Source organism: Prevotella communis, from assembly GCF_022024115.1.
GTDB classification, from domain to species: Bacteria; Bacteroidota; Bacteroidia; order Bacteroidales; family Bacteroidaceae; genus Prevotella; species Prevotella communis.
On record NZ_CP091792.1, the window covers coordinates 1,643,831 to 1,660,343 of the forward strand.

Annotated in this window: 12 protein-coding genes and 1 pseudogene; 9 read left to right on the forward strand and 4 right to left on the reverse strand. The window is 46.1% G+C overall.

All coding sequences use genetic code 11. From position 1 onward, the window contains the following. Window positions 1-418 precede the first annotated feature (418 nt). The 4 genes from L6468_RS06535 to hsdR are packed head-to-tail and all read left to right on the forward strand — an operon-like array spanning window position 419 to window position 7,149. The gene (locus tag L6468_RS06535) at window positions 419-1,876 is read left to right on the forward strand and encodes a class I SAM-dependent DNA methyltransferase (RefSeq protein WP_237796570.1); all 1,458 of its coding nucleotides are present in this window, start codon (window positions 419-421) and stop codon (window positions 1,874-1,876) included. After that, the gene (locus L6468_RS06540; protein WP_237796571.1) at window positions 1,873-3,057 is read left to right on the forward strand and encodes a restriction endonuclease subunit S; all 1,185 of its coding nucleotides are present in this window, start codon (window positions 1,873-1,875) and stop codon (window positions 3,055-3,057) included. Before L6468_RS06535 ends, L6468_RS06540 begins: the two co-directional genes overlap by 4 nt. A 1-nt stretch (window position 3,058) precedes the next feature. After that, on the forward strand, window positions 3,059-4,714 hold the full coding sequence (locus L6468_RS06545; RefSeq protein ID WP_237796572.1) for a hypothetical protein: 1,656 nt from the start codon (window positions 3,059-3,061) through the stop codon (window positions 4,712-4,714). Window positions 4,715-4,716: 2 nt separating this feature from the next. Next, window positions 4,717-7,149 carry an EcoAI/FtnUII family type I restriction enzme subunit R gene (gene hsdR, locus L6468_RS06550; RefSeq protein ID WP_237796573.1) on the forward strand — a complete coding sequence of 811 codons (2,433 nt, stop codon included), beginning with the start codon at window positions 4,717-4,719 and terminating at the stop codon, window positions 7,147-7,149. A gap of 345 nt (window positions 7,150-7,494) precedes the next feature. Here hsdR and L6468_RS06555 read toward each other — a convergent pair. Further along, window positions 7,495-8,307, reverse strand: a pseudogene (locus L6468_RS06555) (phosphoglycerate kinase); the annotation flags it as partial. A gap of 966 nt (window positions 8,308-9,273) precedes the next feature. Here L6468_RS06555 and L6468_RS06560 point away from each other — a divergent pair. Then, on the forward strand, window positions 9,274-9,519 hold the full coding sequence (locus tag L6468_RS06560; RefSeq protein ID WP_091851843.1) for a DUF6364 family protein: 246 nt from the start codon (window positions 9,274-9,276) through the stop codon (window positions 9,517-9,519). Continuing rightward, complete coding sequence (locus L6468_RS06565) at window positions 9,516-9,929, forward strand: PIN domain-containing protein (protein ID WP_091851839.1); 414 nt, start codon at window positions 9,516-9,518, stop codon at window positions 9,927-9,929. Before L6468_RS06560 ends, L6468_RS06565 begins: the two co-directional genes overlap by 4 nt. 275 nt (window positions 9,930-10,204) lie before the next feature. On the opposite strand, the gene L6468_RS06570 is transcribed toward L6468_RS06565, so the two are convergent. From L6468_RS06570 to L6468_RS06580, 3 genes are all read right to left on the reverse strand, one after another. Next, window positions 10,205-11,476, reverse strand: a complete 1,272-nt coding sequence (locus L6468_RS06570) for a phosphoglycerate kinase (protein WP_091819218.1) — start codon at window positions 11,474-11,476, stop codon at window positions 10,205-10,207. A 126-nt stretch (window positions 11,477-11,602) separates the two neighbouring features. Further along, complete coding sequence (gene hisB / locus L6468_RS06575) at window positions 11,603-12,670, reverse strand: bifunctional histidinol-phosphatase/imidazoleglycerol-phosphate dehydratase HisB (RefSeq protein ID WP_237796574.1); 1,068 nt, start codon at window positions 12,668-12,670, stop codon at window positions 11,603-11,605. Then, window positions 12,667-13,404, reverse strand: coding sequence for a hypothetical protein (locus L6468_RS06580; protein ID WP_237796575.1), 738 nt, complete (start codon window positions 13,402-13,404; stop codon window positions 12,667-12,669). Before L6468_RS06580 ends, hisB begins: the two co-directional genes overlap by 4 nt. 100 nt (window positions 13,405-13,504) lie before the next feature. Between L6468_RS06580 and L6468_RS06585 the strand changes: the two genes are divergently transcribed. Genes L6468_RS06585 through L6468_RS06595 form a run of 3 tightly spaced genes read left to right on the forward strand, consistent with a single transcriptional unit; the run spans window position 13,505 to window position 16,478 of the window. Next, complete coding sequence (locus tag L6468_RS06585) at window positions 13,505-14,488, forward strand: Gfo/Idh/MocA family protein (protein ID WP_237796576.1); 984 nt, start codon at window positions 13,505-13,507, stop codon at window positions 14,486-14,488. 32 nt (window positions 14,489-14,520) lie between these two features. After that, on the forward strand, window positions 14,521-15,636 hold the full coding sequence (locus L6468_RS06590; protein ID WP_237796577.1) for a DUF4421 domain-containing protein: 1,116 nt from the start codon (window positions 14,521-14,523) through the stop codon (window positions 15,634-15,636). Next, the gene (locus tag L6468_RS06595) at window positions 15,633-16,478 is read left to right on the forward strand and encodes an N-acetylmuramoyl-L-alanine amidase-like domain-containing protein (RefSeq protein ID WP_237796578.1); all 846 of its coding nucleotides are present in this window, start codon (window positions 15,633-15,635) and stop codon (window positions 16,476-16,478) included. The genes L6468_RS06590 and L6468_RS06595 overlap by 4 nt, the downstream gene beginning before the upstream one ends. The last annotated feature ends 35 nt before the right edge of the window (window positions 16,479-16,513 follow it).

The following is a 16,513-nucleotide window of genomic DNA, read 5'->3' on the forward strand; positions in this document are numbered from 1 at the left end:
ACGGCAAGTGTAGACCCTTGTTTTTTAATTGATATAACTGATATTGATATTGGCTTAGTCATTTTTTCTCTAAAATGGAAACCAGATTGCATTTTTTTTACTATCTTTGCAAGCAAGTATCGGCGCGAAGCCTCAGAGGAGGTGCCGGTATGATTTTTGAGGGTAAAAATATATTAGCGTTAGTGCTATATTCGGTGATGTCCCTGAACCTAGGAAATTCATAAGACGATTCACGAAACGAGTAAGTACCTGCGTCTACGCGATAGCGTGGGCTGGGCTTATCTTCGTGAATGGGTTTTCCTAGGACCTTGGGGCATCGATAAGAGCGGTTCACGCTTTTATTGTGTCCTGAGGTTCTATGTTGAGAACCCATTATCATTCGAATGATAGTTCTTTCGCCCTAAAACTATCGTTATAAATGAAATACGACAATACTTTTAAAGCTATAGACCAGATCCTGTGGAAAGAACCGGGATGTGGTAGTGAGTTGGATTATCTGGAGCAGAAATCATGGATGCTGTTCCTGAAATACCTCGACGACCTTGAAACGGAGCGCGAGGAGGAAGCAGAACTTGATGGCAAGACTTACAAGCGACTGGTTTCTGGCTTCTATCGTTGGAGCCAGTGGGCAACACCTAAGAAGCGCGACCCGCAGACGGGCAAGATGGTGCTCGATACTGTCAACGCAATGAGTGGCGACGACCTGGTGGAGTTCGTTGACCAGAAGCTCTTCCCATACCTGAAAGGATTTCAGAGTTCAGCCACTCAGACGGACAGCCTTGAATACAAGATAGGCGAAATCTTCGGAGAGTTGCACAACAAGATTCGCTCTGGATTCAACATGCGCGAGATTATCAATATGATTGATGAACTCCATTTTCAGAGTGCTGAGGACAAACACGAGATGACTGTGCTCTATGAAAGCAACATCCAGCGTATGGGTAATGCAGGCCGTAATGGTGGTGAGTATTACACGCCTCGTCCCCTGATTCGCAGCATCATCAAAGTGGTAGATCCCCAAATCGGTGAAACGGTTTATGACCCTGCCTGTGGTTCTGCTGGTTTCCTCTGCGAGGCTTTCCTCTATATGAAGGATAAGATCAAGAGTGTGAAAGACCATGAGATTTTGCAGAAAGAAACCTTTTACGGCAAGGAGAAGAAAGGTCTTCCGTATATCATTGCAACCATGAATATGATATTTCATGGTGTATCTGCCCCCAACATCACTCATGGCAACACGCTGGCGATGAACCTCAGTCAGATTCAGGAGAGCGATCGCAAGAATGTCATCTTGGCTAATCCGCCCTTTGGCGGCAACGAGCGTGGCGAGGTGTTGCAGAACTTTGAGATTCGCACCTCCGAGACGGCCTATATGTTTATGCAGCACTTTGTCAAGATGCTGAAGGCTGGTGGTCGTGCAGGTATCGTTATCAAGAATACTTTCTTGAGTAATGGCGATGCAAGCGCTATCCGCAAGATGCTTTTGGAGAACTGCAACCTTCACACTATTCTCGACCTTCCTTCTGGTGTGTTCACAGGTGCTGGTGTGAAGACTGTTGTTTTGTTCTTCACCAAGGGCGAGCCAACGGAGAAGATTTGGTACTATCAGTTAGATAAGCACTTCACCAAGACACAGGCGCTTACTGAGTCTGATATGGAAGAGTTCCTTGAATTGCAGAAGGCAAAGGCTGAGAGCGAGCATTCGTGGACACTCGATGTTAGCACCCTCGACGATGCTTGTGACCTCAGCGTAAAGAACCCTAATAAGGTAGAGATTGTTGACGAGCGCACACCCAGCGAGATTGCAGAAACTATCCTTGCCCTCAATAGCGAGAATCAGACTCTTATTAACGAAATATTGGAGATGGTGAAATGAAAGAAGGTTGGGAATATAAAACCTTAGGTGAGGTCTGTAAGATATACAATGGTAATAGTATTAATGCAGATTACAAAAAGAAATATTTTTTAGGTGCTACTGGAGGATTACCATTTATTGCCACCAAAGACGTTTCACCTTTAGGAACAATAGATTACAATAATGGAGTAAGAATTCCAAACTACGAAGAATATAAAGTTGCTCCTGCCAATTCTGTGTTTATTTGTGCAGAAGGTGGTAGTGCAGGAAAGAAATTTGCTTACGTAGAAAAAGATGTGTGCTTTGGTAATAAGCTATTCTGTATTACACCTATAGATAAAGCCATAAAAGGCAAGTTCATTTACCACTTTGTTCAATCGGATAATTTTAGAGGGCAATTTTTCTCTCTACTTACTGGTCTTATTGGTGGTGTAAGTGCTAAGAAATTTCAAACGATAGAAATTCCTGTCCCTTCTCTTTCCGAGCAGCAATCCATTGTAGATTATCTTGACTCTGCTTTTGCAAAGATAGATGCGATGAAGGCTAATGCAGAAAAAGCCCTCAATGAAGCCAAAGCCCTCTTCCAAGCATCACTCAAAGAAATGCTTGAACCAAAAGAAGGGTGGGAGGAGAAGACATTGAAAGATGTTTCTGTAATTTATGGAAATTATGGTTTATCCGTGCCGTCTGCAGAATATAATGGGGTTAGATATTTGAGAATAACAGATATTACAGAATGGGGCGACCTAAATGATGAAAAGGTATCTGCAAAGTTAGATGAAGAAAAGGAACAAGAATTGCTGGAAGAAGGAGATATCTTATTTGCAAGAACAGGTGCAACGGTGGGTAAGACATTAATGTACAAAGAGGCTTTTGGGAAATGTTTATTTGCTGGCTATCTTATTCGATATAGAATAAATAAAGAAATAGTCTTACCAAAATTTATATTTTATATAACTCACTCTGCCAATTACTATAAGTGGGTTTTAGAAAATCAAAAGGCTGCTGCACAACCTAATATAAGCGCAAAACTCTATAATGAATATGTTTTGTCATTCCCTTCTCTCTCCGAGCAGCAAACCATTGTTGACACTCTCGACTCTCTCAAATCTAAAGTTGACAAACTCCAAGAGAATTACAACAAGATTTCTCAGGAGTGCAATGCATTGAAACAAGCTATTTTAAGACAAGTATTTGAATAAGATGGGGAAGAAAGATAATTGTAATGAACTGAAACCTATCATGAATAGTGAGGAATATGAAAGTGTATCTGAAGCTGCTCTTAGAGAGTTGCATGATATTGCAGAAGCATTGATAAAAGCACTTTGCAAAAGAAGAAATCCCAATTCTATTAGGAATAAAAGGATCCCAAGAGTTGTACACTTACCCCAACCAATAGCCCAATTGGCATGTAGTGGGCTTCTGGATAATATCGATGTGAGTTATATTGAAAATTGGCAGAAAGGAGAAGTGTTGCTTGTATATGCCGACAATCAAACAGAGGAGGCTAAAAGTAATTTTGAAAAAGATAAATTTCTATTTGCGAAATACTATAATGCCGTAGTGATGGGTAATCTTGCTGAGACGATGGTTACGGAAGCATTTATTGGGTTCGTTAGGTTAGGGAACAAGGTTACAAATGAAAATAAAAAGCAATTCATTGAAATCAACGGAGCAGAATTGTTTGATGAACCATTTGATGATTCTCCAACTAATGTCACAGAGAGGAAAACGCATGTATTTAAATATAAAAATATAACATTGACAGGCAATATAGTAAAGATACCAATAAGTGAATGGGCATTGGAGAATATGATAAATGCAGAGAATTATTTTCTTTTATTATGGGAGAAAAAATTCGATGGGTTAACCATGTTTCCTAATGATTTCGATTATTTGTTCTATACCAATAATACGCAGTTATTTTTGACTCCTCGAAGGAAAGAGGAAGATGAAGAGGAAGATGAAGTAATATACAGAGTGAAAAAGGATGATGGCAAAGTGTGCCTATTCTTTGACTTAGATAAATTTAACAAAAAAAGACTTGACGCGAGTTCTGTTGACTTTCTTCAAAAAAGGGAGTGGGTTCTCGATTGGGAATGTGTTACCTTTAAAAATAATAATTTAGTGGTAAAACCACCAAAGACTGGAAACGTGCAATTTTTACCATTGACAATAGATAAGCCTGGGGTTAATGAATCATATAACTATCTAAGAAAATACCTCAACGATAGAATTTCACCAATAAGATGTTTTGTCGAAGATATGAAACTGACAATCAATGATACGATTAGTTTGGATGAGGCCATTGTAAAGTTTGCATCCATTTCTAATCAGAGACCGATATTGTCAACAGATACTATATTTCAAACAAATTCTGCACCAATGCAGATGTCTTTTAAACAGGCTTTGTCTAAAGCGCAACAAATGACACCTGCAGAATTTACAAAATATAAGTCTGAATTTATCAATTTTTTATTAAAGAAACAATCGGGCAAGTATAAGGTTATACCTTGTGTGGAGAGATTGACCCATACCGATAACGATATAACTGAAGAAGCATTTATGTTTTCATTGAAAGAAAATACGGGAAGATATCTGATTGTATATGAGAATGTAAACCCCGATAGGTCGACTTTGTTATTTGAGGTTGAGGAAAATGATTATGAATTGACCGTTCAATCTATATACGACTTTCTGCAGAGTGCAGAAGTCAACAAGAGAAGCAATTTAAGAGGCAGAAAGATAGAGCTTAAAGAAGCTAATGTGAAAAGATTTAGGTCAATTAACCACGACAGTTCTTGGAAATATTCTATAATATGCTGTTTGGAATTTGATTGGATCTCAAATATTTATTAGTTATGAACGAAGCGCAGACACGATTTAACAAGATAGACCCCAAGCTGAGGGATGCAGGTTGGGGAATAGTTCCAGGAAGTAATATTCTTGTGGAGCAGAGTGCTTATATTGCGCCAGGTCGCATCACTACTACTGGTAATAAGAACCCGAAGAAGGCAGATTATATTCTTGAATATAAGGGTATTAAACTGGCTGTGATTGAGGCAAAGAGCGACGAAAAAGACGTGTCTGAAGGTGTGGCTCAAGCCAAGCTCTATGCCGATGCCCTGAAAATTCGCTATACCTATAGCACCAATGGCGATGAGATTTGGTTCATCGATATGGGTATCAAGGACGGCAAAGGAGAGTATATCATTCCCAGCAAGGAATATGATATAGAGAATTTTCCAACGCCGCAGGACTTGTGGCAGATGACCTTCCCTGAAGAGAATCCTTGGCGAGACAAGTTCAATCTTTGTGCCCTGAATCGTAGTGGTGGTCGTCAGCCTCGCTACTATCAGGAGATTGCTATCAAGAATGTGCTGGAGGCTGTGGCTAAGCAGCGCAATCGTATCTTGCTGACAATGGCTACGGGTACAGGTAAGACCTATACGGCTTTCCAAATCTGTTGGAAACTGACGCAAACGAAATGGAACACCAAGGGCGTAGAACGTGCGCCAAGAATCCTGTTTATTGCCGATAGAAACATTCTTGCCAATCAGGCTATCAACGACTTTGACCAGTTCCCAGAGGATGCGATGTGTCGTGTGACACCAAAGGAGCTGAAGAAGAATAACTACAAGGTTCCAACAGCCCGCAACCTTTACTTCACCATCTTCCAAACGATGATGACGTCACCCAATGCCCAGAAAGCAGAGGAGCAGGGCATCTCGTTGCCAGAAGGTTCAAATGACCAGCCATACTACATGCAGTATGAGCGTGATTTCTTCGACTTCATCATTATCGATGAGTGTCATAGAGGTGGAGCCAATGATGAAAGCGAATGGAGAAAGCTGATGGAGTATTTCGATAGTGCTTATCAGCTGGGTATGACTGCCACACCAAGAAGAAAGGATAATGCCAACACCTATGCCTACTTTGGGGAGCCTGTATATAGCTATTCTCTGAAACAAGGTATTGAAGATGGCTTCCTTGTTCCGTTCCGTGTAGACATCTCTACGAGTAACATTGATGACTACAAGTGGGAAGAAGGCGACATCGTGAAGAGTGGAGAGATAGACCCGGAAAAGGTTTACTCGGAGTCGGATTTCTATAATGGCAGAATCCAGATTAAGGAGCGTGACGAGCATCGTGTGAAAGAGTTCCTGAATAAGATTGATCCAGACGAAAAGAGTATTATATTCTGTGCTACTCAGAAGCATGCCATGATAGTGCGTGATATGGTGAACAAGCACAAGAAGAGACCTGCAAACAACTATTGTGAACGTGTGACTGCTGACGATGGCGAGGTGGGGGAAGCAACTTTGAGAACGTTCCAGGACAATGAAAAACTGTTGCCCACAATCCTGACCACATCATATAAACTGAGCACAGGGGTTGATGCCCGCAATGTGCGCAACATCGTATTGATGCGCCCTGTTCAGAATATGGTGGAGTTTAAGCAGATTATTGGTCGTGGTACTCGCTTGTTTGATAAGAAGTATTATTTCACGATTTATGACTTTGTAGGTGCATGTAACATGTTCAAAGATCCTGATTGGGATGGCGATACCTATTGTCCAATTTGTGGCAACTGGCCTTGCACGTGCATGAAGAAGAAACCTGGGGAATCGCCTGAGACACCTCACGTGGCAAGAGACCACTGGGTTTGTCCGGTATGCGGTAATCTGCCTTGTACATGCGAAGGTCCCAAAACAAATCTGATAGAAGTTAAGTTGTCAACGGGAAGAAAGCTGTCTCTTGAAACAACATGGGAACAGAAAATATTCTTTGGCGATGAGTTCGTTAATCTTGATGAATATGTCAAGAAACTCTTTGGAAGAATTCCCGAATTCTTCTCTGATGCAGATGACCTCAGAGAAAAATGGTCAAATCCCGAAACTCGTGAGAAATTGCTGCAAACATTGGATGAGGCTGGCTTTGCTGAAGAAAAACTCTTGCTCTTGAAGAATATGCTGAAAATGCAGAAATGCGATTTGCTGGATGTGCTGGAGTATATTGCTTACAACTCTACGCCTATTGAGAGGGCTAAGCGAGTGGAGCTTGTGAAGAAGCAGTATGTTGATGCCTTGAACAAGGAGCAGCGAGAGTTTGATGATTTGATTCTGGAATACTATGCCAGCAATGGTTTTAGGGAACTTGGTTCGGATAAATTGAAGACGTTTATCAACATCAAGTTTAATTCCATGAGGGATGCAAAGGAAAAATTAAATATGTCTGTTTCCGATATACGAGCACACTACTTCGAGTTACAGCGAAGATTGTATAGTGCATAGAAAAGAGGACATAAAATGTCTGGGTTGGCAGGGGACTGGTACTGCCCATTCTGTGTTTTCACAAATTCAGCTTCTAGCCTGCTCTTAGGCAGCAATCACTCTGCTCCTAGGCTGCTCCTAGGCTGCTCCGTGGAGCACTCACGAAGCAGGCTAGAGTATGGCTAGAAGCAGCCTAGAGTATGGCTAGAGTATGGCTAGAGTATGGCTGAGGGCTGATTGCGGAAGATGTAAGAGGTAAGAAGGAAGATGTAAGAAGTAAGATGGCTGAGGTCTGAAGGCTGAGTAATAAAAAAAACGGGCGTGAAGATTTTCACGCCCGCATTTTTTTTGATATGTCGATGATGATTATTCACCCTTGATAGCTGCTACACCGGGAAGCACCTTACCCTCGATGGCCTCGAGAAGAGCACCACCACCAGTAGAGATGTAAGATACCTGGTCAGCGAGACCGAACTTGTTGACACAAGCTACAGAGTCGCCACCACCAATCAGTGAGAAAGCACCATTCTTTGTAGCTTCAGCGATAGCGTCGCCGATGGCACGTGAACCAGCGGTGAAGGCGTCGCACTCGAATACACCGGCAGGACCGTTCCACAGAATAGTCTTAGCACCCTTGATAGCCTCGGCAAATGCCTTCTGGCTCTCAGGACCTGCGTCAACACCCTCGAAACCAGCGGGAACCTTGTTGGCAGGGCAGGTGATAATCTCAGCACCTTCCTTCACAGTCATAGTACCGAAGTCGAGACCGTTGGTAGCTGTGCAGTCAGAACCCAGAACGAGCTCTACGCCGTTCTTCTTAGCGAGCTCCTCAACACCCAGAGCAACATCCAGCTTGTCGAGCTCTACGATAGAGTCGCCAATCTCGCCGTTGTGAGCCTTAGCGAAGGTGTAGGTCATACCACCGCAGAGGATGAGCTTGTCAACCTTGCCGAGGAGGTTCTCGATGATACCAATCTTAGAAGATACCTTAGAACCACCCATGATGGCAACGAAAGGACGCTTGATGTTTGAGAGAACGGCGTCAACGGCCTGAACCTCCTTCTCCATCAGCAGACCCAGCATCTTGTTGTTAGCATCGAAGTAGTCAGCGATAACAGCGGTAGAAGCGTGCTTGCGGTGAGCTGTACCGAAGGCATCCATCACGTAGCAGTCAGCGTAATAGTACAGAAGGGGACGGGTGAGCGTCTCGCTCCGATGGAAGATGTCTGATGTCTGAAGGTTGATGTTCGAGGGCTGATTAACCTAGAAACAAAAACGATATTACTGACTTTTTATCCGTCTTCTACCTGATAGTAAGAAAATTCTCGAGAGAATTTCTTCGCTACTCTGTAGTTTGGAAATTCTTAGCCTGCTTTCAGGCTGCTATTGCTCAGCTTCTTATTGCTTCATTACTCTATGGTTTTTAAGTCGTTACTCTATGGTTTACGATGTGTTAACCTATGGTTTACGATGTATAAGTCTGTGGTTTACTAAAATGATCTGGTAACAGATGTAACATTAGTAACAGTAGATTTATAATATTTCCTCGCGTACGTCTGCGCAGACGTACGCGAAGGGATCCTGAAAAACCTCTGTTACCTCTGTTACTTCTGTTCCTAATGAACATTGTCTGGCTTGTATTTCTTCTGTACTGCATTGCGTTTTACGACGATATAACCCAGGATATGGTTGAGAATCATGCTAACCCCACAAAGTTACTTCACAGAGAGTGACAAGGTTTTCAGTACGATGTAAACGATGTTGACAAGCAATTCAGTTTAACCCGGTGAAAACTGTCAAGTGAGTTTAGGAAAAGGCACAAATTAGCTTCTAGCCAGCTCTTAGGCAGCAATCACTCTGCTCCTAGGCTGCTCCTAGGCTGCTCCGTGGAGCACTCACGAAGCAGCCTAGAGTATGGCTAGAGTATGGCTAGAAGCAGCCTAGAGTATGGCTAGAAGCTGCCTGGAGTATGGCTAGACTATGGCTGAGGGCTGATGTAAGATGGAAGAGGGAAGAGGGCGGAAGATGGAAGATGGAAGAGGGCTGATGTATTAAATATTGATTTGGAAATAACATTTTCTGTCTTTTGCATAGTTATATAAAAAATAAATCGTATCTTTGCAGCGGATTCAAATAATTGCAGTTATGGAAGTAGCTATTAATTCACAACTTTATCAGCAGGCTTCAAACTATGCTCAACAACAGGGACTGAACATCACCTCAGTTATTGAGAATTTTCTGATGCGTTTTGTTGGAGCCAGCAAAAACACTACAGAGCAGGCCGTTCCTGATGTAGTGCAGAGCTTGCTGGGAGCTGGAGAAAAAGTTGCCGAAGATGATTTGAACGCTCGTGAAGCGTATTACAAATTCTTGGAGGAGAAGTACAAATGACACGTCTTTTTTTAGATACTAATATTGTAGTAGACGTGTTGGAGCGTCGTGAGCCATTTTGTCACGATGCTGTACGTTTGTTCACTATGGCTTATAATAAGAAGGTACAGCTCATTGTATCACCAATGACATATTCGACCGCCTCCTTCTTACTTCGTAAAAATGGTCCAGAAGGCGTTCGCAATCTGTTGTCGAATTTCCGCCAGCTTTCACGTGTTGCAACGACTAACGAACGAACAGTTGATGACTCGTTGGCTTCGCAGTTCAAGGATTTTGAAGATGCTATGCAATATTACACAGCTATCAAAGCCAAAGCTGACGTCATCATAACACGCAACGGAAAGGATTTTACTGCCTCAAAACTTCCTGTAATGACCGCAACCGAATATCTTGCAACTATTGAAGATTAGTAAGAATATTTGTCACTTCCCAGAGGTTGACGGGGGACTGGTAACTGCCATTCAACGGAAAAACGATACATCAAGATACAATAAAAGCTGGTCACGTGTGGCCAGCCTTTTATTTGAGTGAAAGAAACCAAGCGGCCGCTCGAACTTGTTCGCTTGCCAGAGCAAAAGCGTGCCACGGGACAGGTAACTGACATATTGATGTGTGATAATAGATTGGTAAAAAAACGGGCGTGAATCAATTCACGCCCGCATTTTTTTTGATATGTCGATGATGATTATTCACCCTTGATAGCTGCTACACCGGGAAGCACCTTACCCTCGATGGCCTCGAGAAGAGCACCACCACCAGTAGAGATGTAAGATACCTGGTCGGCCAGACCGAACTTGTTGACACAAGCTACAGAGTCGCCACCACCAATCAGTGAGAAAGCACCATTCTTTGTAGCTTCAGCGATAGCGTCGCCAATGGCACGTGAACCAGCGGTGAAGGCGTCGCACTCGAAGACACCGGCAGGACCGTTCCACAGAATGGTCTTTGCACCCTTGATAGCCTCTGCGAATGCTTTCTGGCTCTCAGGACCTGCGTCAACACCCTCGAAACCAGCGGGAACCTTGTTGGCAGGGCAGGTGATAATCTCAGCACCTTCCTTCACAGTCATAGTACCGAAGTCGAGACCGTTGGTAGCTGTGCAGTCAGAACCCAGAACGAGCTCTACGCCGTTCTTCTTAGCGAGCTCCTCAACACCCAGAGCAACATCCAGCTTGTCGAGCTCTACGATAGAGTCGCCAATCTCGCCGTTGTGAGCCTTAGCGAAGGTGTAGGTCATACCACCGCAGAGGATGAGCTTGTCAACCTTGCCAAGCAGGTTCTCGATGATACCAATCTTAGAAGATACCTTAGAACCACCCATGATGGCAACGAAAGGACGCTTGATGTTTGAGAGAACGGCGTCAACAGCCTGAACCTCTTTCTCCATCAGCAGACCCAACATCTTGTTGTTAGCATCGAAATAGTCAGCGATAACAGCGGTAGAAGCGTGCTTGCGGTGAGCTGTACCGAAGGCATCCATCACGTAGCAGTCAGCGTAAGAAGCGAGGGTCTTAGCGAACTCCTTCTGGCTGGCCTTCATAGCCTTCTTAGCCTCGTCATATTTTGGATCTTCCTTGTCGATACCTACGGGCTTACCCTCTTCCTCTGGATAGAAACGCAGGTTCTCGAGCAGCAGAGCCTCGCCCATCTTCAGAGCCTTGGCAGCATCAGCAGCCTTAGCGCAGTCGGGAGCGAAAGCAACGGGAACACCCAGAGCCTTCTCTACAGCCTCGCGGATCTGACCCAGACTCTTCTTCATGTCAACCTTTCCTTTGGGCTTACCCATGTGGCTCATGATGATGACAGCACCACCATCAGCCAGAATCTTCTTCAGGGTAGGCAGGGCACCGCGGATACGGGTGTCGTCTGTGATCTTACCATTCTCATCGAGGGGTACGTTGAAATCTACACGTACGATTGCCTTCTTACCGGCAAAGTTGAATTCGTTGATTGTCATTTTCTTACAATATTATAAATTACAAATTAAACTGGTTGCAAAATTACTAATAATAATTGAAAATTGAGAATTGATGATTGAAAATTTGCTTTCGCACATCATTTTTTTATCTTTTCTCTCAATTATTTACAGCGTGCCCTTGGTGGAGGGCAACTGATAGTGGTCTATGTCGCGGCGCACGGCAGCTCGGAGGGCACGGGCCAGGGCTTTGAAGATGGCTTCTGCCTTGTGGTGCTCATTATCACCATCGGCCTCGATATAGAGATTCATGAGGGCTGCGTCAGAGAGGCTCTTGAAGAAATGGAAGAACATCTCGGTGGGCACATCACCCACGTACTCGCGATGGAACGCTGTCTTCCAGATGAGCCAGGGACGGCCGCTGAAATCGAGCGTCACATGGGCATGACAGTCGTCCATAGGCAGGGAGAAGCCGTAGCGCTCAATGCCGCGCTTGGAACCCAGCGCCTTGTTGATACACTGGCCCAGAGCGAGGGCGGTATCCTCAATGGTGTGGTGCTCGTCAACATGGAGGTCGCCCTTGGTATGAATGAGCAGGTCCATCTGCCCGTGGCGTGCTATCTGTTCAAGCATGTGGTCAAAGAAACCCAGTCCGGTCTGGATATCGGCCTTGCCTGTGCCGTCGAGGGTGAGGCGCACGTGGATATCGGTCTCCTTGGTGGTGCGGACGACCTCAGCGGTGCGTTCACCGTCAAAGATCTGTTCGGCTACCTGCTTCCACGAGAGGGTATCGCTCAGGATGAGTGACTTACATCCTATATTCTCGGCAAAACGGGCATCGGTCTCACGATCACCGATGACGTAGCTGTTGGCGATGTCGTATTCGGGGTCGTTCATGTATTTCTCTACCAACCCGGTGTTGGGTTTGCGCGTAGGTGCATTGTCCTCAGGGAAATGGTTGTCAACGAGGATGTCGTCGAACTCGATGCCTTCGCCCTTGAGCGCCTCAAGGATGAAGTTGTGGGCGGGCCAGAACGTGTCCTCAGGGAAAGAACTGGTGCCCAGTCCGTCCTGATTGCTGACCATCACAAAGCGAAAGTCGGTTTTTTCACGTAGGAATGCCAACCAGCGGAAGACACCCGGCTTGAACTTGATTTTCTCGAGCGCGTCAACTTGCTCGTCGTGAGGCTCTTCTACGAGCGTGCCGTCACGGTCAATAAAGAGTATGCGTTTCATAACTTAATACGTTTTCTTTCTTTTTCCAGCGTGTCAATGCTTCCGTAGGCATAATAGAAGGGGAACACCGTAATAAGGTGTACGTATGCCTGAATGAAGCCAGCAATGACGAAAGCGGCGAAGGTGAGCTTGCCCATATAGTCGGGCATGCCCAGTGGGTCGCCTGCAGCGGCACCTGCATAGGCCTTGATATTGGCAATGCCAATGATGATAGCCGGCAGTTCACAGAAGAGCGTGAGCACAGCGGTGAACAGCAAGGTTATAAAGAATGTGGCAAAGAGGGTGCCGAAATGACGCAGACCGGGACGGAACAGAAAGCAGACCGACTTCCATAGCAGCTTGACATACCACAGACCGGGCCATACGCCCCACCAATGAGCCGGACGGGGAACGGTGCCCGTGGTCTTATGCTCTCTGCATGCCCAGAAAGCCGTTGATGCCAGGAGCAAGGCTGCCAGCACAAAGAGCAGTTGGGCTGCCAGCGTCAGGCAGGAGGCCATCAATACGGCCCCCAAATTGGTTGCAGAGAATGCAGGCAGGGTTACGACAATAGGCAGAAGGTCACTAATAAACAAGTATGTGGCCAATGCGAAAACCAGTGCATAGATGATGGCTATAGGCCAGGATGCACGGAACAACTGTTTGAAGTTCTCGGTATAAAGTTGATATGCATCATAGAAGATGGAAGCAATGCTACGCGTCTTCTGAAACATTAAATCTTCCTTCGTTTTCATGTCTTTGTATCAAAAATTGTTGCAAAGGTACGAAATAATTATGAATTAAGAATTAAGAATTATGAATTAATTTGTACCTTTGCAGAAAATTTACATTCCTATGAAGAAACTAAGGTGGGGATTTATTGGCTGTGGCGAGGTCTGCGAACTGAAAAGCGGTCCGGCCTTCGCAGAGGTGGAGGATTCCACAGTGGTGGCTGTGATGAGCCGCACGGAGCAGAAAGCCCGTTCGTATGCCGAGCGTCACGGGGTGCCGCGCTGGTATACGGATGCACAGGAACTGATTGACGATCCCGATGTGAATGCCATCTATGTGGCCACACCGCCGTCCAGTCATGCTACATACGCCATCATGGCAATGAGGGCAGGCAAACCTGTTTATGTAGAGAAACCGCTGGCCTCGAACTATGAGGACTGTATCCGCGTGAACCGTGTGTCGGAACAGACGGGCATACCGTGCTTTGTGGCTTACTACAGGCGCAACCTGCCGTATTTCCAGAAGGTGAAGCAGCTGGTGGAGCAGGGTACGATAGGCGACGTGATCAACGTGCAGATACGATTCTCATGGCCGCCTCGTCCGCTGGACTATGCCCATCCGGAGAACCTGCCCTGGCGACTGAAGGCCGACATTGCGGGTGGTGGCTATTTCTACGACCTGGCTCCACACCAGATAGACCTGTTGCAGGATATGTTTGGCATAATACTGGAGGCGCGAGGCATCTGTGCGAACCGTGGCGGCCTGTATGAGGCAGAGGACTCGGTGAGCGCCGTGTTTCAGTTTGAGAACGGACTGCCTGGAAGTGGCTCGTGGTGCTTCGTAGGGCATGAGTCGGCTCGTAACGACCGCATACTGATTATTGGCAACCAGGGGTCGCTGAGTTTCTCGGTGTTCAACTATTCGCCTATAGAGGTGCACACCAGTGACGGCACGCAGCGCATAGAGGTGCCCAATCCGCAGTATGTGCAGTATCCGCTGATTAAGAATGTGTGCGAACATCTGCAGGGACGCGGCATCTGCACGGCAACGAGCGTGTCGGCCACGTCGATCAACTGGGTGATGGACCGCATCCTCGGAAAATATTAAGGCATATTATATAATAAGGATAACAGTATACTTTGAAAAAACTCGTTTTAGGACTGATGATGATGATGACGGCTCCTGCCTGTGCGCAGGAGACGATCCCTGTGGTGCTGGATTCCGTGAAGACAGACACCGTGGTGAAGAGTGCGCCCCGGAAACTGGGACTGATTCGCCGCATCATCCGCGGGTTCGACAAGGTGGACGAGCGCTACATAGAACCTCAGCATTATGTCTATGCGGCGATGCTTCAGGGTACGCGCAACTACGATTACTATACACTCCGCTCGGCGGGCGACAACAGGCAGTCGATTTCCTTCTCGCCTGACTCGGAGGTGCGCCTGGGTCCGTATGCCGGATGGCGATGGGTGTTCCTGGGCTATACGCTGTCGCTGGAAAACCTGTCGGTGAACAGTCATAAGAGTGGGTTTGACCTGAGCGTGTACAGTTCGCAGATAGGACTGGACCTGTTCTACCACCGCACGGCACGCGACTTTAAGTTGCGCGACGTGAACCTGGGGCATCAGCAGGACTACTCGGCACTCAACAACGTGTCGTTCGATGGTTTTACCACGGACATCACGGGCTTCAATATTTACTATATCTTTAACCACGGAAAGTTCTCATATCCAGCAGCTTTCTCACAGAGCACGATACAGAAAATCAGTTGCGGTTCGTGGTTGGCCGGCTTTGGCTATACCCAGAACTCGTTTGATCTCGACCATGAGCTGCTGCAGTCGGTCATCGACGAGAAAATGGGTGCGAAGCGCGTGGAACTGGACAGCGCTTTGCAGTTCAGGAATATCAAATACGTGGATTTCAGCCTGTCGGGCGGCTATGCCTACAACTGGGTGTTTGCACGCAACTGGCTGCTGGGTGGCAGCATCCAACTTGCCGCCTCGCATAAGCGTAGCACGGGTGAGATGAGCGACAAGAAAAGTAGGAGCTTCAGTATCCAGAACCTGAACCTCGACGGTATCGGACGTTTTGCGCTGGTATATAACAACATGAAATGGTATGCAGGCTGCAGTGTGGTGATGCATACCTATAATTATAGCTTGTCGCAATTCTCAACGAATAATACGTTTGGCTCGGCTAATCTGTATGTGGGAATCAATTTTGGCTTGAAGAAGAAATACAGGGAGAAGAAATGAGACACAGACTGGGTGTGGTAATCATGCTGCTGGTGCTGACGGGTGTCGGCACCTATGCGCAGAAGGAAACGGACAGCATCTTCATAGAGCGGGCGTTGAGACAGGCACCGGGTGGGGCAGGGACGCTGCATTTCGCCCGCCTGTTGATGGGCAGGCCCTATATAGCGCATACGCTGGAGGTGAACGACGAGGAACAGCTGGTGGTGAATACCCGTGAGCTGGACTGCACCACGCTGGTGGAGAATGTGGTGGCGCTGACGCTCTGTCATGAGCAGAAGAAAATGAGCTTTGCCGATTTCCGTGAGGTGCTGCAGCGAATCCGTTACCGCGGGGGCGTCATCGACGGTTATCCCTCACGACTGCACTATTTTACTGATTGGATTATAGACAACAGCAGAAAGGGCATTGTCAGCGAGATACAGCAGAAGAAAGCACCCTTTACGTCGGTACAGACGGTTAGCGTGAACTATATGAGCAGGCATCCGCAGTCGTACAAGGCGCTAAAGGCCCATCCACAGTATGTGTCTGTGATTGCAAAACAGGAGGAGATGCTGACGGGCAGACAGTTTCGATTTATCCCCAAGTCAGCAGTACGTAACACTAAACTGCTTCGCTCCGTGATTCACGATGGTGATATCCTGGCTATCACCACATCGAAAGCCGGACTGGATATAGCGCATCTGGGATTTGCCGTGTGGAGAAAGGACGGACTGCATCTGCTGAATGCCTCACAGATACATCACAAGGTGGTAGAGGAGCCCATGACATTCCGCAAATACCTCTCAAAACATCCGGCACACACAGGCGTGAGAGTCATTCGTCTTAACTCCTTAACTCCTTAACTCCTTACTCCTTCGCTCCGTAATTCCGTAAATCC